Origin of the sequence: Pseudomonas sp. NFACC02 (assembly GCF_900110765.1) — a bacterium.
GTDB lineage: Bacteria > Pseudomonadota > Gammaproteobacteria > Pseudomonadales > Pseudomonadaceae > Aquipseudomonas.
This window is the reverse complement of record NZ_FOEO01000001.1, coordinates 409,384-431,103: the sequence shown is the minus strand read 5'-3', so window position 1 is coordinate 431,103 and position 21,720 is coordinate 409,384. Positions and strand designations below refer to the sequence as shown.

Here is a 21,720-nt window from a genome sequence, read left to right as displayed (position 1 = left end):
GCGTTCGGCCCGGTGAGCCCCATGTCGATGGTCCGCCTGGGGCGGATTGGCGTTGGAAACGGGCACTTTTCAGTCCCCCCATGATGTGCCTGTAGGTGCGCAGCAGTTCATCTCTTCTTTCACTTCCTGCGCTGCAACCGTCTACGCTGATTCTGCAGCGCGACGGCATGGTCTGTGACGTACATGGTTTTCCTCGGCCGCATAATTGAAGTCTGATCTTCTTGGGGGAAGACCATGAATCCGTTTCGAATGGCGGGCCAGACGCTCTGTGCGCTACTGGCGGTGACGAGTGCCTGTGTGTCCATCGCGTCTGAACAACAACTGGCGAGTATTGGCTCGCTGACGATGGTCGGTGGCAAGGTTAAACAATGTTCGCTCGGCTATCGCACCTACGGCACACTGGCCGCCGATCAGAGCAACGTGGTGCTGGTGCCGACCTGGCTCACCGGGCGGACGGCGGACCAGGTCGACATGATCGGTCCTGGCAAGCTCATCGACACCGATCGCTGGTACGTCATCGCGCTGGATGCAGTGGGGAATGGCGTGTCGTGTTCACCCTCCAATAGCAAGACCAATCCGCGCCTGAAATTTCCTGAGTTCGGAATCCGTGACATGGCCAAGGCGCAACATCGATTGCTGACCTTGACCCTGGGCATCGATCACGCCCATGCCATCGTCGGCATTTCAATGGGCGGCATGCAGGCGTTGCAATGGGGCGTCATGTATCCCGATTACGCCAGTAACATTGTGACCATTGTCGGTACGCCGCAGCCGACGGCAAGCGATCTGCAGATCTGGAACGCCGAATTGAACGCCATCGAGCGCAGCCCCGGCTGGAACGGCGGCAATTATCTACCGGGCACGCCCTTCAAAAATCTTGTCACCCTGCACACCGAGTCGCTGTGGACGCCGGAGCGTGCCGCGGCGAAAACCGTGGCCGCCAGGCGCCCGACGGAAGACCGTTTGCACGGCACGCAAAGCAGTCAGAGTTTCAGCGCGGTGGACTGGTATCGTCAATTACAGGCCATGACCACATTCGACCTGGTGCGGGACGGCGACATGGCGACCTTGTCCCGTAAGATCAAGGCCCGGCTGCTCATCATTACGTCCGAGCAGGATCGGCTGGTCGACCCGGCGCCCTCCAAAGCGCTGGCGGCGCAGAAACGCACCACGAAACTGCTGGTGCTGGACAACGATTGCGGGCACATGGCGCCGGTCTGCGAAATGAAAAAGGTCGATCAGGCCGTGAAGGCGTTCCTTGAATGAGGGACGCGCGCAGTGAACCTGCGGCGAGCATCTGCCGCCGGCGGCAAATGCGGGCCGGTGGTGCCGCTGCCGTTGCCGGATAGAAGATGGCCGAAGCCCCGCAGAATGGGGCTTGAGCCGGATATCAGGGCAGATGGCACCGGTTTTGCTGTGACCTCTGATACATCGATAACCTGGATAAGGAGGTGAAAGATGATCATTGGTACCAGTGCCATCCAGCACTTTGTGTCGAAAGCCGTGGCGCACACGCACCTCGACCCGACGGAGAAGGATGCGTACGCCGTCAGCGCGATGGCGGGGGCCTCTGCACCTGTCGCAGCGATTGCCGGCAGCCACAACAGTTCGACCGAAAGCAGCGCCGATCAGGGCTACAGCGAGTCCTTCGCCAAAATGATGGTGAACCTCAAGGCAGCCATGGCCAACACCACTGCTTCGGTATCGGATGATGACAAAGCGGCTGCGGCGGCTGCGTTTTCTTCCAGTACTGACAAGCAGGTCGCGGCGACCGACAGCGTGACCAAAACCGTCGACAGCGAGATCGCTTCCGTTGATAGCAGCGATTCGGGTGCGTCGGTGGCTTCGTCGGCCAAGGCGCAGTACCTGGCGTACATGAACCAGAGCGATGCCGAGAAGGTACGCCAGCAATTGACCGGCGTGAGCAAGGAGGAGTACGACAGCATGTCGCCGGAGCAGCAGGCGGCGGTGGACAAGAAAGTGGCTGATTTGCTGAAGCAGAAGCAAGAGCAGCAGATCGCTGAACAAGAGGTCAAGACCAGAATAGCGATGGCCAAGGCTGAAATGGCGTGAGGGATTGGCTGGAACGGTTGGGTGGTTGATTCATGAGGAGGGGCAGCGGTGTGAACCGGCTGCCCTTTTTTACCTAACCGTTAAGTCGAACCGCTGAGGGTTGCGCGCCCATCATCATTCGAACGTCGCGCCCCGCGTGTTGACGAACAGCGAGTAGATCGAGTGGCTGCTGGCCATGAACAACCGGTTGCCTTCGCGGCCGCCAAAGCACAGGTTCGGACAGCGTTCAGGCAGGGAAATGTGCCCGATCGCCTTGCCTTGCGGGTTGAACACGCGCACACCGTCCAGCTTCTCCAGATCGGCTTTCGGGTCGCCGTTGCCGCCCCAGCCGCACCACAGGTTGCCGGCTTCGTCACATTTCATGCCGTCGATGGCGGCGTAATCCAGCCCTTCGATGTGCTTGCGCCGCGCGCCGAGCGAGCCGTCTTCGTTCACGGTAATGGCCCAGATCAGGCGATTGGGCGTAGCGCGGCCCTCGACCACGTACAGGATCTTTTCGTCCGGCGAAAAACACAGGCCGTTCGGGCCTTTCATGTCGTCGATAACCCGGGACACCTTGCCGCTTTCACCATCGATCCGGTACACGGCGTGAGGCTGCGTCGGAGTGATCTTGTGCCCTTCGTAGTTGTTGCCGGTCTGGAAAGGCGGATCGGTGAACCAGATCGATCCGTCGCGTTTGCAGACGATGTCATTGGGTGAATTGAAGGGTTCGCCGTCGAAGCTGTCCGCCAGCAGGGTGATCTTGCCGTTGGGCTCGGTACGGGTGATCCGACGACCTTCGCTGGTCGTGGTCGACCCCTCACACACGAGCAAACGCCCTTGGCAAGCGCGCTCCTACAGGTTTTTACGCAGTGCCGATTACGTATTTCGAGGCTCGTTTTAATGACGCTAAAAAATGCCCGACCTCATCCCTGAGGCCGGGCATTTCATGTTGACAACCGCACGTGAACCGTTGCGGCGCGGTTACTTCGCCCGTAACGCCTCGCGCACATCCTTCACGCTGGCGCTGGACACCGCGGGCGCGGCGTTCAAGCTAATACACGTGTATTTCATTCGGGGTGTGTACCTAATCTTTCTTTTCCTCATTGACCGCGTTACGCCCCGTAATCACAGTCCATTGCTGGGTCTGTGAATCAAAAGCGATAGTCGCTGATCCATTGGTAGTCAGTGTGAAATCAGCCGTGCCGGGTGCGGCCCCGTTCATTTTGATTTTGACGTTATAGGCTGCAGAGGTTTTTATATAAACGTCGAAGCTCTCGGTGCTCGGCCGCGGATCGGGAAGTATCAGTTCTCTTGTCCAATAGCCGTCCTTCAGTTCCACCCTGAGATGGGTGAAAAGATTCGGGAGCTTGAAACTTTCCGATTGATTGACCAGGATATAATGTTCGTCGCGATAGGTATGAGATTTGATAAAACTGGCGTGTATGCAGTAATCGATGTACCACCCGCGTGATGCCCAGTCCGTATTGATGATGAAAAATTTCTGTATGAATGCACCGCTTCCGATGATGTCGTTAGAGTAGAACCATTCGCCAATTCTATCTTGAAAGTCATCAGGGGTCCCAAACAAAGTAATCTTATGGCATTGAATGCTCCGCAACTCTGACCAAGGTTTGACTTCCCGAGAAACCCCATCGATGAAATCTTTCAAATCTCCGGTGGAGATGTAATCTTTTCCACTCCAGCGTTGGTTTACGCCCGGCCAAAATGTTGGATCCCTTCGGGCGCTGTTATAGGCGATGACGACCCGACCTGGCCCTGCCCATAAATCTTTTATGACAGTGTCACGTTTGTCTGGAGGAATAATCAGATCACCCAAATCTCTTTTTATAATGTCTATTAACTCCCGGTGAGCAGCGTCCGTGAAGTCTTTAAATTCGTGGAAATCCAGGATGATTATTTCTTTTTTGGGATCGCCCGCCGCCGGTTTATGGTTTCTGAAGTAGTTGATACCTAGCAAGATATCGCCTTGTACCGAACGACCTGAGTCTGAGGCATGAAATAGCGAAAAACGCCTGTGGTGACCCACAGGAAGCCCATGTTGAAAGTGGACACGTAGATCCAGCACTCTAATGCCGGCCATTAGTTGATCGTAAGGTGACTCGTCCTGGGTTGATTCCCAGTACAATGAGTAGTTGGCGGCCTTGTCCATTCCCGAGTCATGAGTCCCCGGGATTATGCCGTCAACGATGCGTAATTCTCTAATTCCCCCATAGACGGTCATCCAAGTGCTGCGATACTCATTGATAGGTGAAATTTTTAGATTCGAGTTTCCTTCATCCTTCATGCTCTGAACGTCGGTCGTTGAGCACTTGGGGCGCCCGCTCGGAATTAAATGGGTGAGGGTGTGCTTGCCCATGGTCGTGTCCTCGTTTTCACGCGTCATGCGAGTGGGCATTCACTACATCAGCAGCACGGTCAGACGGAAACTGTCAAAAATGACAGTGCGCAACCCGCTGAGCGAAACCAATTAACCAATGCGAGTCATATCAACGATTTATACGGGAGGCACCGTGGGGCAACGTTTTAGAGTTTATCTTCATATGCATATTTCAAAGATGCATAAATCACGAGGTCCAGATGCCGTCTGGCTCGGTATGTCAAATAGTTGTGTGTTGAAATACCGAGCTCTACAGGGAGACTCCCAAGCGTGGCTTGCACGCTGTAGGGGAACGACTAGACGTTGGATCCGTCCCCTTACAGAGTGATTGTTTTACTTCGCCCGCAACGCCTCACGCACATCCTTCACGTCAGCGCTGGACACCGCAGGTGCGGCGTTACCCCAGGTATTGCGCACGTAGGTCAACACATCCGCGACGTTCTCGTCCGACAGGTTCCAGCCGAACGCTGGCATGGCCGGCGCCGTCGGGGCTGCATCGGTCGCACCTGCGCGACTGCCCGCCAGGACCACACGAATCAGCGACGACGGATCGTTGCTGTTGATCAGAGGAGCCATCGCCAGTTTCGGGAACAGGTTAGGTATGCCTTCCCCAGTCGGTGTGTGGCAGGCCGAGCAGCGGTCGGCGTAGATGGCCTTGCCCGTCACCATCGAGGCATCGGTCGCTGCCACCGGTTGTGCGGCGTCAACCGGCTTTGCGCCGTCCTTCAGGTACACCGCCACCGCCATCAGGTCCTGATCGGTCCAATGCTGCGACGAGTGCTCGACTTCCTCAGCCATGGGCCCGGAAGCAATATCGAAGCGGTTGGCGCCGGTTTTCAGGTACTTGACGATGTCATCCGCACTCCACGCCCCAAGACCGTCATGGCCGGTGGAGGTGATGTTCGGGGCCACCCAGTTCTGCAGGTTGGCGCCGGTCAGGAACTGGTCGTTCTTGTCACCGCCGATCAGGTTCTTCGGCGTGTGGCAGGTACCGCAGTGGCCCAGGCCTTCGACCAGGTATGCGCCACGGTTCCACTGCTCTGACTTCTGTGGATTGGCCTTGAACTCGCCTTCCTTGAAGTTGATCAGGTTCCAGCCGATCAGGCTGGTGCGCACGTTGAACGGGAAGGGCAACTGATTGGTCTCGACCTTGTTGTCCACCGGATCGACGGTTTTCAGGTACGCAAAAATCGCCAGATTGTCCTCGCGAAGGACCTTGGTATAGGCGGTGAACGGCATGGCACCGTACAGGCGTTTGCCGTCCAGGCCGTGGCCCTTGGACATGGCATTCTGGAAATCTTCAAAACTCCAGCGACCGATACCGTTGACCGGGTCGGGCGTGATATTGGCGCCCGCCAGTTTGCCGAAGGGCGTGTCGAGGATCACGCCGCCGGAAAACAGCGGTTTGCCCGGCACGGTGTGACACGCCGTGCAGTCGCCGACCGTGGCCAGGTAGCGGCCTTTTTCCACCAGGTTGTAGGAATCGGCGCCGGTCGCCGCATGAGCGATTGAGATGGACAGCCCGATGACGCCCGCACAAACAGTCAGAAGCGTTTTCATAGCGTGATCATCTCCCCTGGACGCTTGAGGTAGCGGGTGCGGATGGCGTCCGCTGCTTTGAAAGCCAGCGCCGCAACGGTGCCGGTCGGGTTATAGCCAGGGTTCTGCGGGAAGGCCGAGGAGCCGACCACGAACAGGTTCGGTACGCCCCAGACTTGCAGGTACTTGTTGACCGAGCTGTTCTTCGGGTCGGCACCCATGATGAAGCCGCCGACAATGTGCGACGACTGATAGGGCGAACTGTTCCAGTGGCCGGTTTGTGCGCTCGGCACCATCTGGCGCGGGTTCATGCTCTTGGCGATCTCGGCGACTTTACCCGTGACGTAAGCCGCCATCTTGCGGTCGTTTTCCGGGAAGTCGAAGGTGATACGCAGCAGCGGCCGGCCCAGCGGATCCTTATAGGTCGGGTCCAGCGACAGGTAGTTGGAGCGCGTTGCATAACTGCTGGCTTCGCAGCCGATGGACATGGTGCTGGCGTAGTTCTTGACGGTGGCCTTCTTCCATTCCGAACCCCAGGCCGGTGTGCCGGGCGGCAATGGACGTGAGTCGATAGGCGCGGCACCGATCGGTGTCACCCGGGTGCTGCCGCCACCGACGAAGCCCAGACCCGAATGGTCGAAGTTGTCGTTGTTGAACTCGTCGATCCCCATGCCGATGGCGCCGCCACCGATAAACGGGTTGAAGTTCTTGTCATCGAAGAACATGCGTACGTTGTTGGCGGTCTGGTACGCGTAGTTGCGGCCGGTCGTGCCGGTGTTGGTGACCGGGTCGTACGGCTGACCGATGCCGGACAGCAGCATCAGGCGCACGTTTTCAAAGATGAACGCGCTGATCACCACCAACTCTGCGGGCTGTTCCCATTCTTCGCCGTTGGCATCCATATAGACGATACCGGTGGCGCGTTTGCCGCTGCTGTCCATGGTCACCCGCAGGACTTCGCAGTTGGTCATCGCCGTGAAGTTCGGCTTGCGGATCAGTACCGGCAGGACGGTGGTGATGGCGCTGGCCTTGGAATAGTTGGCGCAACCGTAGTTGGTGCAGAAACCGCAGTAGGTGCAGGGACCCATGGCTACGCCGAGGGAGTTGACGTAAGGCTGGGAAACCAGCGCCGACGGCACGGGGAACGGTTTATAGCCCAGATTTTTCGCGGCTTCGGCGAACAGCGTCGGGGCGTAGGTCTGTTTCGTCGGCGGATTGGGGTATTCCTCCGAACGCGCGCCTTCGAACGGGTTGCCACCTTCCTGAATCACACCCTTGATGTTGCCGGCCTTGCCCGAAACGCCTGCCAGGCGGTCGAACTTGGCGTAGAACGGCTCCATTTCTTCCCAGTCAGTGCCCCAGTCCTGCAAGGTCAGTTCCGGCGACAATTCCTTGCCATAGCGCTCTTTGAGGTGCGTGGCCAGATGAAATTCGTGAGGCTGGAAACGGAAGGTGATGCCTGCCCAGTGGTTGCCGGCGCCACCGGTGCCGTTACCGGGGTGAAACGAGCCCCAACTGCGCATGGGCAGCGCTGTCTCGTTGATGTTGTTGCGGATCGTCGTGGTGTTTTGCCGCGTCCTCAGCATCAGCTCCTGGCGGCGGCTGTAACGCAATTCATCGGCGGCGGAAGCGATATTGAAATCCGCCGCGGTGTCGCGCCACGGTCCGCGTTCGAAGCCGATGATCTTCAGGTTTTCGTCAGCCAGTTCATTGGCGATGATGGATCCGGCCCAGCCGAGGCCGACAACCACGACGTCCGTGGAAGGTAGTTTTTTGGCCATGTCGAATTAACCCTTCTTGGTCCAGGCGGAACTGCCGATGATGGAGAGCGGCACGAGGTCGAGCTTCTGGTTGTGCAGGCCGATGTATTCGCGGTAGTCATAGCGGGCACCGGGGAAGCCGATCATTTTCCACGACACCATGTCGCGGTTGCCGCCGTAGATCGGGTCGGCGAAGAAGCCTTCCATGGTGTTGCCCAGCACTTGCTGGAAGAACAGCTTGGCGTCGATGCCGTCCAGCGCGATCTCGCCTTTTTCCAGGCCGACGAGCACCTTGTCCTGGTCTTCCGGGGAGAGGGCAGCGAAGCCTTTCTGGTACTGCTTCTGGCAGTAAGCCTCAAGCCCGGCCAAGCCCAGACGGTAGCGATCACGGGGCACGAGCGGCGACTGGTCGCCCTGCATTGGCGTGCCTTTCTCGAACGGACCCTGCATGTACAGACGGCTGAAGGTGCCGTATTCACCGGCCAACTGACGGTCGATGAACACAGCGCAACCGGCGTCTTTACCGCTCACGCTCAGTTCATCGGCCGGAATCAGGCGCGCGACGATGGCTTCGACAGCCGTGGCCTCGGCAGCACTGAAGAACTGCCAGCCTGGCGTGTCGTAGTGCATTGGACCGTTGTGGTCAAAAGGCACCCATTGCGGAACACCGACGACGGTGGCGGCCTTGGCCGTAGCCGCTGCACCCACGGCCAGCGATGCGGCTGAGGACTTCAGCAACTGCCGGCGGGTGAAGCCTTTGGATTTCTCTGTCATTCAGGGCTCCTTGCGAACGCACCCGTCCAGGGACCGTGAAGGAGCAAGGATCCAGAGGCGGGCGGCGTTAGACATGTATTCACGGTTTTCACGACAGCGCGAGGCATCGGACAGTCGTCTATAGGGCGAGGGTGTGACATTAGGTCTCTGGCAAGCCCGCGAGCGAAAGGCGCACGCTAGGCGGGGAACTGCCATGACCGATAGCCATCTTTTCCACGCAATCTGCAATCATAGATGTGTTACAGCCTGTTGCATCCTCCGAAATCGGTAAATCACTGTTACCGATCGGGTAACAGTGTGTCTGGTTATTTGCGTGCTCGCTGAGCCGGATGACTTCACAGCGCAGATATCCATGATTGCCAGGAGGGCTGATCCTGTGCGGATTGTCTGTACTGAAGCAAAAGGCTAAAAAATCATGATCCATCTGCTACGTCTGAGGGATGACGATCTGCACCGGTCGCCGAGCGGGGATTGCATTGAATTGCGGTAATAGTTTTTCAATGCAGAGGGCTTCATGGGGTGACCTTAGCGTTGCCAGCCCTTGGTCGCTTTTCCTCCAACATGACAGGATTTTCATGAAGTTCGGCCCATGAAAGAAGGCGCTTCTTGGTATCGTGCACGCCATTTGCGTTCAGACAATCTTCACCGGACGCTGTCTGTGCCGTTCATCTGTTCACCGAGTAGCTGCAGAAATGCCTGATCCCATACCCCTCAAGGACCATGAGAAAGAGACGCGTCTGGTCAACAAGCGGTTGATCGCCTGTGCTGTGTTCGTGGCCATCCTCAGCATCGCGCTGGTCTGCCGGATGTATTTCCTGCAGGTCACCGAATACGCCTATCACTCGACGATTTCCGAAAATAACCGCGTCCATGTGCTGCCCATTCCCCCGGAACGTGGACTGATCTACGACCGAAACGGCGTGATCCTTGCCGATAACCGGCCCAGCTTCAACCTGACCATGACCCGCGAACGGGCCGGGGACTGGCACGCGGTCATCGACACCCTGATGCAGATCCTCAGCCTGCCGGACGAAGACCGCATCATCTTCGACAAGGCGATGAAGAACTCGCCGCACCGTTTCGTGCCGGTCACGCTGTTATACGAACTCACCGAAGAGCAGATCGCTTTGCTGGCGGTGAACCAGTTCCGCTTGCCGGGGCTGGACGTCGAGGCGCAGTTCGTCCGGCATTACCCGCTGGCCGAGCATTTTGCTCATTCCATCGGCTATGTCGGGCGTATCAACGAAAAAGAAGCGACCCAGCTGGATCAAGTGGAGTACCGGGGCACCCAGTCGATCGGCAAGACCGGTATCGAGCGGTTCTATGAGAGCGAACTGCATGGCCATGTGGGCTATGAAGAAGTGGAAACCAACGCCCAGGGCCGTGTGCTGCGCGTGCTCAAGCACACCGATCCAGTGGCGGGTAAAAACATCACCCTGACCCTGGACGTGAAGTTGCAGGAGGCGGCCGAAGCTGCGCTCGGTGACCGTCGCGGTTCAGTGGTGGCGATCGACCCGGCCACCGGCGAAGTGCTGGCGATGGTCAGCAAACCCAGTTTCGACCCGAACCTGTTCGTGACCGGCATCAGTTTCAAGGAGTATTCGGCGCTGCGTGATTCGGTCGACCGTCCGCTGTTCAACCGCGTGCTGCGCGGGTTGTATGCGCCGGGCTCGACGATCAAGCCGGAAGTGGCGATCGCCGGGCTGGACAGCGGGATCATCACGCCCTCGACCCGGGTGTTCGACCCGGGGTATTTCCAGTTGCCGGATTTCGATCACAAATACCGCAACTGGAACCACAGCGGTGATGGCTGGGTGGACCTGAATGCCGCGATCATGCGTTCCAACGACACGTATTTCTATGACCTCGCTCATAAGCTTGGCATCGACCGTTTGCACGATTACCTGACCATGTTCGGGCTCGGGCAGAAGGTTTCGCTGGACATGTTCGAAGAGTCCCCCGGACTGATGCCGTCCAAGGAATGGAAGCGCATCACCCGGCGTCAGGCGTGGTTTCCGGGAGAAACGGTGATTCTCGGGATCGGTCAGGGCTACATGCAGGTCACGCCGTTGCAGCTGGCGCAGGCCACGACGTTGATTGCCAACAAAGGCGTGTGGAACCGGCCGCACCTGGCGAAGGAGATCGGCGGGGTCGCCCCGGTGGACGAGCACCCGATGCCGAACATCGTCCTGCGGGATCCTCATGAATGGGATCAGGTGAACAACGGCATGCAATCGGTGATGCACGACCCGCGCGGCATTGCACGTGCCGCCGCGCAGGGCGCGCAATACCGTATCGCTGGCAAGAGTGGTACCGCTCAGGTGGTCGCCATCAAGCAGGGCGAACGTTACAACCGCGAAAAGACGCTGGAGCGCCATCGCGACAACGCCTTGTTCGTCGGCTTTGCGCCCGCCGCCAACCCGAAGATCGCCGTCGCGGTCATGATTGAAAACGGCGAGGCGGGCGGTCGCGTGGCAGGTCCGGTCGTGCGGCAGATCCTCGACGCCTGGTTGCTGGATCAGGACGGTCACCTCAAGCAGCAGTATGCGACGCCCGCTGCCGCGCCGGTCAATCCGAAAGTGCAGATCGCCGCGCCGAGCAAGGCCGTGGTGCAGCCGCCGGTGTGAGAGGGGCGAGGCGTTCGGCTGACTGCTTTTCATGGTTTCTGTGAGCGTGCTCACGAAGAGCCCGGTTTGCCCGATGTATTCACGTTGCCAGGAATTCAGCCTTCGTGAGCACGCTCACTCCCACAGGTTTCGGTGTCGTCGACCCATCGCGTACTGCTCGCAGAGCGCACATTCTGACAAGCACTGAACTGTGACCGGTGCTACAGGTCGATTTGAAACGGCGCGCGATGTCGGCTTTCGCATCGTGCGTATCTTTTGACTCGACAAGGAACCTGCCCCATGTCCAGCAGAACCATCGCCGACTACCTCGCGCAAACCCTCGCCGCAGCCGGCGTCTCGAAAATCTGGGGCGTCAGCGGCGACAGCCTGAACGGTCTGACCGACAGTCTGGAGCGGTTGGGCAAGATCAAGTGGATGCACACTCGCCATGAAGAGGTTGCAGCGTTTGCGGCCGGCGCCGAGGCGGCGTCCACCGGCCAGTTGGCGGTGTGCGCCGGGAGCTGTGGGCCGGGTAATCTGCACTTGATCAACGGCCTTTATGACTGCCATCGCAGTCGCGTACCGGTGCTGGCCATCGCCGCGCAGATTCCGTCGTCGGAAATCGGCCTGAACTACTTTCAGGAAACCCATCCCACGGACCTGTTCAAGGAGTGCAGCCACTTCGTCGAAGCCGTCAGCAGCGCCGAGCAGTTTCCCCGTGTCCTGGAACGGGCCATGCGCGCCGCGATCAGCCAGCGGGGCGTCGCGGTGATCGTGATTCCGGGCGATGTCGCCTTGAGCGAGGCACCGGACGCCAAACCTGCATGGGTCGATCACACACCACCGCATGTCATTCCCACCGAGCACGATCTACAACGCTTGGTCGACATCCTCGATAAGTCAAAAGCCGTGACCATTCTCGCCGGCGCCGGGTGTGCCAACGCTCATGATCAGGTCGTGGCGCTGGCGGAAAAACTGTCGGCCCCCGTCGTCCATGCACTGCGCGGCAAGCAATACATCGAGTACGCCAACCCCTTCGATGTCGGCATGACCGGTTTGATCGGCTTCAGCTCTGGCTACCACGCGATGATGGCCTGCGACACGCTGGTGATCCTCGGCAGCAGCTTCCCGTACCGGAATTTCTACCCGGAAAAAGCCAACATCGTTCAGATTGATATCGACCCTGCGGCGCTCGGCCGACGCGTGCCGCTGACCTTGGGGCTGGCGGGCGGCATCGCCGAAACCCTCGTCGCGCTGCTGCCACGGCTCAAGACGCACACCGATCGCAAGTTTCTGGACAAGGCGCTGGATCACTACGCCAAGGCGCGTGAAGAGCTGGACGAACTGGCCACGCCGTCTGCCCACGGCGAGCCGATTCATCCGCAATACCTGACGCGCATGGTCGATGCCTATGCCGATCCGGACGCGATCTTTACCGTCGATGTTGGCACACCGACGCTGTGGGCCGCGCGCTACCTGACCATGAACGGCCAGCGTTCGTTGTTGGGTTCGTTCAACCACGGTTCCATGGCCAATGCCATGCCCCAGGCGTTGGGTGCAAAAGCCGCGTACCCGCAACGCCAGGTGGTGGCACTGTGCGGTGACGGTGGCCTGTCGATGCTGATGGGCGACCTGCTGAGCATTCGCCAGCTCAACCTGCCGATCAAGATCGTGGTCTTTAACAACAGCTCGCTCGGGTTCGTCGCGATGGAGATGCAGGCCAGCGGTTATGTGCCGCACGACACCGATCTGCACAGCACCAGTTTCGCCAACATCGCCATCGGCGCGGGCATTCTGGGCATTCGCGTGGAAGACTCGGCGGATCTGCCGAACGCCCTGAAAAAAGCGTTCGAACATCCGGGGCCTGTGCTGGTGGATGTGGTCACCGCCAAACAGGAATTGGGCCTGCCACCGAAGATCAAACTGGCCCAGGCCAAGGGCTTCAGTTTGTTCATGCTCAAGGCTGTGATGAGCGGCAAGGCTGACCAGGTGCTGGAACTGGCGAAGACCAATTTCCGGTAAGCGTCATCCTCCTGTAGGAGCGTGGCTTGTCCCGCGATCGGCCGGGAACCGGCCGTAGGTTCGGTAAACGCGGCGTTAGAGATACGATATGTGTGAGCGTTTGCAACGACTCCGTCGCCGATCGCGGGACAAGCCACGTTCCTACAGATGAGCGTTCCAGAGGTGTTTTTGCCCAAAAAAAGCGCATTTTGCGTCCCGCTCGCACCAGCCTGAAACGCAAAAAATCCCTTCCGAAATCTCCTGAAAAAAATCATTGTGCCACCTCGAAACGCGATGTTATGTTGGTAACATCCTGTCTAAAAATGACTTCCTAATAACATTTTTCGACTGTCTTCAATACTGTTTCAAGCGGGATATTCATGGCCAAGAGTTCTTTCCTCGATGCGCTGGAGCAGCGGTTCAGCGACTTGACGCCGACCGGCAAACGTATCGCCGGGTATCTGTTGGCCAATCCCCAGAAGCTGCCGTTCGAGACTGCCGACAGCATCGCCCAGCAAACGGGCACCACCGGAATTTCGGTGGGCCGGTTCCTGCGCTCACTGGGTTATCGCAACATTGACGACGTCAAACAGAGTCTGCGCGGCGACAGCGTCAGCCCGTGGGTGATCACCGACCGTCTCGGGGCCTTTCGCGAAGAAAGCACCCATGGCGATGCCCTGGAGCGCTCGATGAACCGGGAGCTCGAAGCCATCCAGCGCGTCTACGCCTTGGCCCGCAGCGAGACCTTCGCGCGCATCGTCGAGCGTCTGTGCAGCGCCGATGCCGTGTTCATCGTCGGTATCCAGACCACGCGGGGGATTCTCAATGCCTTCTTTTCGCACCTCGAATACATCCGGCCCAAGGTTTACTACGTCGACGGCCTGTCCGGCACCTATGCCGAATCGCTCAACTCGCAGTTCGACAATCCTTATGCGGTGATCGCTGACTTTCGCACCTACTCGGCCGTCACCCGAACGTTCTGCGAAGTGGCGCACCAGCAGGGTCTGGCGCTGGCATTCATCACCGATTTCCATTGTCCATGGGCGCGGGATTACCCGACCGACCTGCTGCAGCTGAATTCTGATGTCGGCCAGTTCTGGGATTCGCTGGCGCCGTTGACCTGCCTCTTCAACCTGATGGTGTCTGCGGTGGCCGAGAAGTATGGCGACCGGCTCGATCAGCGCCTGGCAAAGAACCGCGAACTGCAACAACTGTTCGGGCAGTTCGAATAGCCCGATGGCTTGATTGAAAAAAGCGCCGTAGGCGTGATGAACCGTATGAACTGATCTGGAGAAGTGTTCACGTGAATAGCCCCCTCGTCGAAGTCGATGCCCAGGCGCTGCAGGTCGAAGTCGACCTGATCTACGCTGGCGTCGACAACCTGGCCGGCAAGCAGATTTATCAGGATCCGCGCTGCCTGTTGCACCGCGACGCCGAAGCCTGCCTGCGCAAGGCCAGCCGACTGGCGCGTCAGGCCGGGCTGACCCTGCGCATTTTCGATGCCTACCGTCCGCCGTACGCGCAATACCTGCTCTGGGAAGCGCTGCCCAACCCTGAATACGTGCGTGATCCGAGCCTCGGTTCTCATCACTCCCGGGGTGTGGCGGTCGATCTGACGCTGATCGATGTCTCGGGTCAGGCGCTGGACATGGGCACAGGCTTCGATGACATGCGCGACCATTCTCACCAGTTCTTTGCCGACCTGCCCGCCGACGTGCAGCGTAATCGCCTGTTGCTGGTGGGGATCATGCTGGCCGCCGGGTTCACCTACATCGACAGCGAGTGGTGGCACTACGAGCTGCCGGGCGCCGACGGTTATCCGCTGATCGACGACGGATCGATTCGCCCGGCTCACTGACCGAGACAATGCTGACACCTGACCGGGACGCGCATGAATCCCGGCTGAATCTGGTGACGACCTGGCTCGCAAGAGCAGGGCGCCCCCTGTCGAAGCCCGCAAGCTTCGAGCTTTAACTGCCCGGTATAGCACCCACAACAAACCTGACGAACTTCCACACATCGAATGATCAAGGAACCGGCATGAAATCAATCGTTACCTCACTGGCCATCCCACGCACGCTGGCGATGGCCGTCCTCTGCACCGCCATGGGCCTGGGTGCCTGGCAGTCGGCAAGCGCAGCCGTGCCTCAGGACACCCTGATGATCGGCAAACCGTCCGATCCGCAGACCCTCGACCCGGCCGTGACCATCGACAACAACGACTGGACCGTGACTTATCCCGCCTACCAGCGGCTAGTGACCTACAAAGTCGAGAACGGTAAAGGCAGCACGGAAGTCATGGGCGAATTGGCCAGCAGCTGGTCGACCTCGGCGGACAACCTGACGTGGGAATTCAAGCTCAAGCCCGGCAACAAGTTCGATGACGGCGCCGACGTGAACGCCGAGGCGGTGAAGTTCTCGTTTGATCGGGTGATGAAGCTCAAGCAAGGGCCGTCCGGTGCATTTCCAGATGACATGACGGTGTCGGTGGTCGATCCGCTCACGGTGAAATTCACGCTCAAAGCGCCGTATGCACCGTTCCTCTCGACCTTGGCACACAACGGCGCGGCGATCATCAACCCGGATGTTGCCAGGAAAAGCGAAGGTGCCGAAGCCTATCTGTCTAACCACACCGCCGGTTCGGGTGCGTTCAAGCTGGTCAACTGGCAGAAGGGCCAGACCCTGACCATGGAGCAGAACAGCTACTACGCCGGTCCCAAGCCGACCCTGAAAAAGGTCGTGGTGAAGATCATCGGTGAGGCCTCCGTGCGTCGACTGCAACTGGAACACGGCGATCTGGACATCATCGAGGACATGCCCGAAGACCAGCTCGAAGCACTGGCGAAGAAATCCGGCATCGTGGTGGGCGACTATCCCTCACTGCGTGTCACGTTGCTCTACTTGAACACCCAGAAAGCGCCGATGAACAACCCTGATGCACGTCGCGCCATCGTCGAGTCGCTCGATTATGACGGCATCATCAACGGCATTCTCAAAGGCAAGGCCAAGCCACTGAACGGACCGATCCCTCAGGGTATGTGGGCGTACGACGAGAAGCAGCCTGCGTTCAAACAGGACATGACCAAGGCGAAGGAAGACCTGGCCAAAGTCTCGCCGAAGATCAGCAACCTGACCTTCATGTACTCCGACAAGGACCCGAACTGGGAGCCGATCGGTCTGACGCTGCAAGCCGGTCTGCAGTCTCTGGGCGTGAATCTGAAAATGGAGAAGCTGGCCAACGCAAGCATGCGTGAACGTCTGGGCACCGGCGACTTCGACATTGCCATCGGATCCTGGAGCCCGGATTTCGCCGATCCCTACATGTTTATGAACTTCTTCTTCGATTCGAAGCTGAAAGGGCTGGCGGGCAACCGTTCGTTCTACGACAACCCGGCGGTGGACAAGCTGATCCGCGAGTCGGCGACCACCAACGACATGGCCAAACGCACCGAGCTGTACCAACAGGCACAAAAGATCGTGCTCAACGACAACGTGTACGCCTATCTCTACCAGAAGGCCTACACCTTGCCGATGAGCGAGAAGGTCAAGGGCTACGTGTTCAACCCGATGCTGGAACAAGTGTTCAACATCGGCACGATCACCAAGTAAGCCGTCGTTGTTTTACACGGCCCCGCAGGCAGTGCGGAGCCGTGTCAAGGCTGTGTCCGCGAGCTAATTCGCGTTGTCGATTGAATGCGTGACCGAGGTGCCTGATGGCCTTCCTGAATATTTTGCGAAAACGCCTGGGCGGCCTGCTGCTGGTGGTGTTCGGCGTTTCCCTGATTACCTTTTCCATCTCCCACTTGATTCCGGGCGACCCGGCGCGTCTCATCGCCGGCGACCGTGCCACCGATGCGATTGTCGAGAACATTCGCCATCAGCTGGGATTGGACTTGCCGCTGTACCACCAATACGGCCGCTACATGCTCGACCTGTTGCATGGCGACCTGGGCACGTCCATCCGCACCCATCGTCCGGTGCTGGAAGACCTGCAAGCGTTCTTCCCGGCGACGCTCGAGCTGGCGCTGGCGGCGTTGACCCTGTCGATTCTGGTCGGGGTGCCGCTGGGCGTGTTGTCGGCGGTTTACCACAACCGCTTCATCGATCAGGTGGCGCGAACCCTGGCGGTCACCGGGATTTCTACCCCGGCGTTCTGGCTCGGGCTGGGACTGATCGTGCTGTTCTACGGACATTTAAACTGGCTACCCGGCAGTGGACGGATTGACGAAGGTCTCGATCCGCCGCCGACGGTGACCGGTTTTTACCTGATCGACACCTTGCTGGCGGGGAATACCGGTCTGTTCTTCAACGCCGTCCAGCACTTGATCCTGCCTGCGATCACATTGGGCTTCGTCAACCTTGGCGTAGTGGCCCGGCAGATTCGCTCGGCGATGCTCGATCAACTGGGAGAGGACTACATCCGGACGGCGCGGGCCTATGGGTTGTCGAAGTGGGCGGTGATCCTGCGCCATGCGCTGCCCAATGCCTTGATTCCTTCGGTGACCGTACTGGGCCTGACCCTGGGTGATCTGCTGTACGGCGCGGTCCTTACCGAAACCGTGTTCGCGTGGCCCGGCATGGGCGCGTACGTGGTCAAGTCGATCCAGTCGCTGGATTTCCCGGCGGTCATGGGCTTCGCGATTCTGGTGTCTTTCATTTATGTACTGCTGAACATGGCGATCGATCTGGTGTACCGGCTGATCGACCCACGCATCGGCGAGGTCAATTGACATGTCCACTCCACTCACTGCGCCGGTCGTGGCGCCGCTGCCCAAGGCTTCGCGCTGGCAGGACAAATTCGCGTATCTGGCCCATCAGGTGCGGCGCAGCCCGCTGACCATGGCCGGGTTGTTGATCACCCTGATGGTGCTGCTGTGCATGGTCTTCGCGCCCTGGCTGGCGTCCCATGATCCCAACGCGCTCAACCTGACCCAGCGTCTGGCGGCGCCTTCTGCCGCGCACTGGTTCGGCACTGACGAAGTGGGTCGCGACTTGTTCAGCCGGGTCTTGTACGGCAGCCGTCAATCCGTGGGGGTCGGACTGTTCGTGGCGTTCGCTTCCTGTTTCGCGGGCGGTTTGCTGGGCTGCATGTCCGGGATCATCGGCGGGCGCTTCGACAGCCTGATCATGCGCCTGATGGACATCATGCTGTCGGTGCCGTCGCTGGTGCTGATCATGGCGCTGGCGGCGGCGCTGGGCCCGAGCCTGTTCAACGCGATGCTGGCAATTACCTTGGTGAGAATTCCATTTTACGTGCGACTGGCGCGGGGTCAGGCCCTGAGCATCCGTCAGATGGGCTACGTCAAAGCCGCCGAAACCTTTGGCGCGGGGCGCTGGCACATGGTGCTCTGGCATGTGGCGCGCAACGCCATGCCGCCGTTATTGGTGCAGCTCAGTCTGGACATCGGCAGCGCCATTCTCATGGCCTCGGCCTTGGGGTTCATTGGTCTGGGTGCGCAACAGCCCACTGCCGAGTGGGGGGCGATGGTCGCCACTGGTCGCAATTACATCCTGGATCAGTGGTGGTATTCGACCTTTCCCGGTGTGGCGATTCTGATTACCGCCACCGGCTTCAACCTTCTGGGCGACGGCGTACGCGACCTGCTCGACCCACGCCAGCAGGGGAAATGACCATGCACGCACAAGCCTCTAATCCCGTTGTCGACACCGCGCCGGTATTGACTATCGACAACCTGAGCATCGAGTTCCCGGCGTACAAGAGCACGGTCAAGGCGCTCAATGGCGTGTCATTGCACGTCAATCCCGGTGAGATTGTCGGGGTGATCGGTGAGTCCGGTTCCGGTAAGTCAGTCACCGCAATGCTTAGCCTGCGGCTGTTGCCTGAACGCGCTTATCAAGTGAAGAGCGGCAGCCTGAGCATCCTCGGCCGCGACATGCTCACCGCCAGGGAAAAAGACCTGCTGAAGGTCCGTGGCCGCGACGCCGCGATGATCTTTCAGGAACCGATGACCGCGCTCAATCCAACGCGGCGTATCGGCCGGCAGATGCTGGATGTGATCATTCATCACCAGCAACTGAGCAAGACCGACGCCCGCGCGAAAGCCATTGCGTTGCTACGCGACATGCACATCGCCGATCCCGAGCAGGTGATGAACAGCTACCCGTTCGAGCTATCCGGCGGCATGCGTCAGCGGGTGATGATCGCCTTGGCGTTCTCCTGCGATCCACAGTTGTTGATTGCCGATGAACCGACCACGGCGCTGGACGTGACCGTGCAGCGGCAGGTGTTGCTGTTGCTGCGCGAGAAGGCGCGCGAACGGGGCACGGCGATTATGCTGATCACCCACGATATGGCACTGGTGTCGCAGTTCTGCGACCGGGTGTACGTGATGTACACCGGTGCGGTGGTGGAGCAGGGCGTGACCTCACAGGTCATGGCCGACCCTCGTCATCCCTACACTCAAGGGCTGCTTAGCGGGTTGCCGGAACAGGTCGAACCGGGTCAGGACCTGACGACCATTCCCGGTCAGGTGCCGAATCTGTCGGCCTTGCCTGAGGGCTGTACCTTCCGAGACCGCTGCGCCTATGCCATGCCAAAGTGCCTGCAACGTCCGCCCATGCAGGTCATCGATGCCGTTGCTGATCGCAAGAGCGCTTGCTGGTTGACCGAGCCGTCCCATTCATCAGCGCAGGAGATGCCATCATGATCCGTGCAGCGCTCAAATCACTGCCTGACGAACACCCGATCATTCTGGGGCTTGAAGACGTGCGCGTGCATTACCCCATGGGCAAGGATTGGCTTGGCCGCCCCAAAGCCCTGGCCCACGCCTTGAATGGCATCGACCTGCAGGTGCGGGCCGGAGAAACCCTGGGCGTGGTGGGAGAGTCGGGGTGTGGCAAGAGCACATTGGCGCAGTTGCTGATGGGCCTGATCAAGCCGACGTCGGGCAAGCTTGAGTGGATTTACAACAACGCCAAGGAACGCAGCAGCAACGTGCAGATCGTGTTTCAGGACCCGCAATCGTCCCTCGATCCGCGCCTGCCGGTGTGGAAGGTGATCACCGAGCCGTTGTTCGTCCAGCGTTCGGCACCGCGTCGGGACATGCGCGACATCGCTGCCAATGTGGCTTCTCAGGTCGGGATCCGTACGGAGTACATGGACCGTTTTCCCCATCAGTTTTCCGGTGGTCAACGGCAGCGCATCGCGATCGCCAGGGCGCTGTCGTCGAACCCGGACATCATCGTCCTCGACGAGCCGACCTCGGCGCTGGATATCTCGGTGCAGGCGCAGATCCTCAATCTGCTCGCCGAGCTGCAACGCAGTCGTGACCTGACCTACATCCTGATCTCTCACAACGTCTCGGTGGTGCGGCATATGGCCGACCGGGTCGCGGTGATGTACCTGGGGCAGATCGTCGAACTGGGCAGCGCCGCCGAGGTGCTGGAACGCCCGCGTCATCCCTACACCCAGCTGCTGCTGGACGCCGTGCCGCGACTGGGTGTGCCGGTGGACGACGCGCAAGTTTCCGCACCCACCGAATTGCCGGGCAACCGCAACCTGCCGACCGGGTGTTTCTTTCGCGACCGCTGCCCTAAAGCGACGGCAGGATGCGACACCCCACAACAGTTGCTGCCTGCCAAAGCGGCGGCGGGCGGGGAGTGGGTGAGGTGTCATTTGCAGTCGGTTTGAGCCAGGCACCCACGAAACAATCGCTGCAGCGGCAGTTGCCGATTCGCATGGCGCATCACTAACGCCAGCTCGCGGTAGAACGTCAGCGCGCCCAGTTCGATGATCCGGATGTGGGGCGCGCGTTCCAGCCACAAACCTGCTCGGGGCACGAGCGACACGCCGAGTCCGGCCTCGACCATGCGCACAATGGCGTCGACTTCGTCCAGCTCAAGGCCCGGCCGTGTTTCTATCTTCTGCTCGCGCAGGAAGCGCGTCACCTGACGGCCGCCGAACGAGTGGCGGTCGTACCGCACGAAGCGGTTCTCGCGAAGCAGTTGAAGCGGATCGTCACCTTTTATATGCACAGGTGCGATCAGCACGAACGGCTCACGTTCGATGACTTCCAGTGACAGCTCCTTGGGCAGTGAGAAGGGCGGCCGGATCAGGATCGCCAAGTCGATCTCCCCGGCATCCACGCTGTTTAGCAAGGTCTGCGAAACGCCCGGCACCACTTTGGCCTCGACCGTGGGCGCCTGGGTATTGAGTTGCACCAATGCGGCGGGCAACAAGCCGGTTTGCACCGTGGCGATGGCCCCGATCACCAACTCGCCAAAATAGCCGCTGTCGGCTGTCGGCGTGGCCATGCGTTCATACAGCTCGACGATTTCCCGCGCCATCGGCAATGCGCGTTGACCGGCCGCGTTAAGGGTGGCACTACGGCCGCTGCGATCGAACAGCGGGGTACCGAGCGATTTTTCCAGCGTGCGGATCTGCGCGCTGACGGCCGATTGGGTCAGGCCTATCTGGTTGCCCGCCGCCACAAAAGTGCCCAGGCGCTCGACGGTGAGGAAGGTCTTCAACTCGCGAATCATGGTTGCCCACTGATCAAAATAATTGTGGCTCGGTGCGAAAATTATGATCTTTCAATCAACGATTCAATGGGTAAAGATGACCGCA

At 59.6% G+C, this 21,720-nt stretch carries 16 protein-coding genes and 1 pseudogene; 11 read left to right on the top strand and 6 right to left on the bottom strand.

Annotated features, from left to right (window positions below):
- Positions 1-234 precede the first annotated feature (234 nt).
- Both BMY73_RS02125 and BMY73_RS02120 read left to right on the top strand, forming a co-directional pair.
- On the top strand, positions 235-1,266 hold the full coding sequence (locus BMY73_RS02125; protein WP_092404680.1) for an alpha/beta fold hydrolase: 1,032 nt from the start codon (positions 235-237) through the stop codon (positions 1,264-1,266).
- Between the two features lie 192 nt (positions 1,267-1,458).
- Positions 1,459-2,073: a hypothetical protein gene (locus tag BMY73_RS02120; RefSeq protein ID WP_092404678.1), complete on the top strand. Its 615-nt coding sequence runs from the start codon at positions 1,459-1,461 to the stop codon at positions 2,071-2,073.
- A gap of 114 nt (positions 2,074-2,187) precedes the next feature.
- On the opposite strand, the pseudogene BMY73_RS02115 reads toward BMY73_RS02120, so the two are convergent.
- From BMY73_RS02115 to BMY73_RS02095, 5 genes and pseudogenes are all read right to left on the bottom strand, one after another.
- A pseudogene (locus BMY73_RS02115) lies at positions 2,188-2,895 on the bottom strand (SMP-30/gluconolactonase/LRE family protein); the annotation flags it as partial.
- Between the two features lie 244 nt (positions 2,896-3,139).
- Positions 3,140-4,432 (bottom strand): PI-PLC domain-containing protein, encoded by a 1,293-nt coding sequence (locus BMY73_RS02110; RefSeq protein WP_092404676.1) that lies wholly within the window; start codon positions 4,430-4,432, stop codon positions 3,140-3,142.
- Between the two features lie 354 nt (positions 4,433-4,786).
- Positions 4,787-6,013: a c-type cytochrome gene (locus tag BMY73_RS02105; protein ID WP_092404674.1), complete on the bottom strand. Its 1,227-nt coding sequence runs from the start codon at positions 6,011-6,013 to the stop codon at positions 4,787-4,789.
- Positions 6,010-7,773 carry a GMC family oxidoreductase gene (locus BMY73_RS02100; RefSeq protein ID WP_092404672.1) on the bottom strand — a complete coding sequence of 588 codons (1,764 nt, stop codon included), beginning with the start codon at positions 7,771-7,773 and terminating at the stop codon, positions 6,010-6,012. Before BMY73_RS02100 ends, BMY73_RS02105 begins: the two co-directional genes overlap by 4 nt.
- 6 nt (positions 7,774-7,779) lie before the next feature.
- On the bottom strand, positions 7,780-8,526 hold the full coding sequence (locus tag BMY73_RS02095; protein ID WP_092404670.1) for a gluconate 2-dehydrogenase subunit 3 family protein: 747 nt from the start codon (positions 8,524-8,526) through the stop codon (positions 7,780-7,782).
- Positions 8,527-9,218: 692 nt separating this feature from the next.
- Here BMY73_RS02095 and mrdA point away from each other — a divergent pair.
- The 9 genes from mrdA (at position 9,219) to BMY73_RS02050 (ending at position 20,784) form a co-directional block, all read left to right on the top strand.
- Positions 9,219-11,153, top strand: a complete 1,935-nt coding sequence (gene mrdA, locus BMY73_RS02090; protein WP_062382504.1) for a penicillin-binding protein 2 — start codon at positions 9,219-9,221, stop codon at positions 11,151-11,153.
- Between the two features lie 279 nt (positions 11,154-11,432).
- Positions 11,433-13,154, top strand: coding sequence for a ubiquinone-dependent pyruvate dehydrogenase (poxB, locus tag BMY73_RS02085; protein ID WP_092404668.1), 1,722 nt, complete (start codon positions 11,433-11,435; stop codon positions 13,152-13,154).
- A 359-nt stretch (positions 13,155-13,513) separates the two neighbouring features.
- The gene (locus BMY73_RS02080; RefSeq protein ID WP_175500112.1) at positions 13,514-14,365 is read left to right on the top strand and encodes a MurR/RpiR family transcriptional regulator; all 852 of its coding nucleotides are present in this window, start codon (positions 13,514-13,516) and stop codon (positions 14,363-14,365) included.
- A gap of 71 nt (positions 14,366-14,436) precedes the next feature.
- Entirely contained in the window at positions 14,437-14,991 is a 555-nt protein-coding gene (ddpX, locus tag BMY73_RS02075) for a D-alanyl-D-alanine dipeptidase (protein ID WP_256570779.1), read from the top strand.
- A gap of 182 nt (positions 14,992-15,173) precedes the next feature.
- Complete coding sequence (locus tag BMY73_RS02070; RefSeq protein WP_092404662.1) at positions 15,174-16,742, top strand: ABC transporter substrate-binding protein; 1,569 nt, start codon at positions 15,174-15,176, stop codon at positions 16,740-16,742.
- Between the two features lie 104 nt (positions 16,743-16,846).
- Positions 16,847-17,863, top strand: a complete 1,017-nt coding sequence (locus BMY73_RS02065; RefSeq protein ID WP_062382516.1) for an ABC transporter permease — start codon at positions 16,847-16,849, stop codon at positions 17,861-17,863.
- 1 nt (position 17,864) lies between these two features.
- Complete coding sequence (gene ddpC / locus BMY73_RS02060) at positions 17,865-18,764, top strand: D,D-dipeptide ABC transporter permease (RefSeq protein ID WP_062382519.1); 900 nt, start codon at positions 17,865-17,867, stop codon at positions 18,762-18,764.
- Positions 18,761-19,801: an ABC transporter ATP-binding protein gene (locus BMY73_RS02055; RefSeq protein ID WP_092404660.1), complete on the top strand. Its 1,041-nt coding sequence runs from the start codon at positions 18,761-18,763 to the stop codon at positions 19,799-19,801. Before ddpC ends, BMY73_RS02055 begins: the two co-directional genes overlap by 4 nt.
- The gene (locus BMY73_RS02050) at positions 19,798-20,784 is read left to right on the top strand and encodes an oligopeptide/dipeptide ABC transporter ATP-binding protein (RefSeq protein ID WP_092404659.1); all 987 of its coding nucleotides are present in this window, start codon (positions 19,798-19,800) and stop codon (positions 20,782-20,784) included. Before BMY73_RS02055 ends, BMY73_RS02050 begins: the two co-directional genes overlap by 4 nt.
- Here the strand turns inward: BMY73_RS02050 and BMY73_RS02045 are convergent.
- Positions 20,766-21,635 carry a LysR family transcriptional regulator gene (locus tag BMY73_RS02045; protein ID WP_092404658.1) on the bottom strand — a complete coding sequence of 290 codons (870 nt, stop codon included), beginning with the start codon at positions 21,633-21,635 and terminating at the stop codon, positions 20,766-20,768. The genes BMY73_RS02050 and BMY73_RS02045 overlap by 19 nt on opposite strands.
- Between the last annotated feature and the right edge of the window lie 85 nt (positions 21,636-21,720).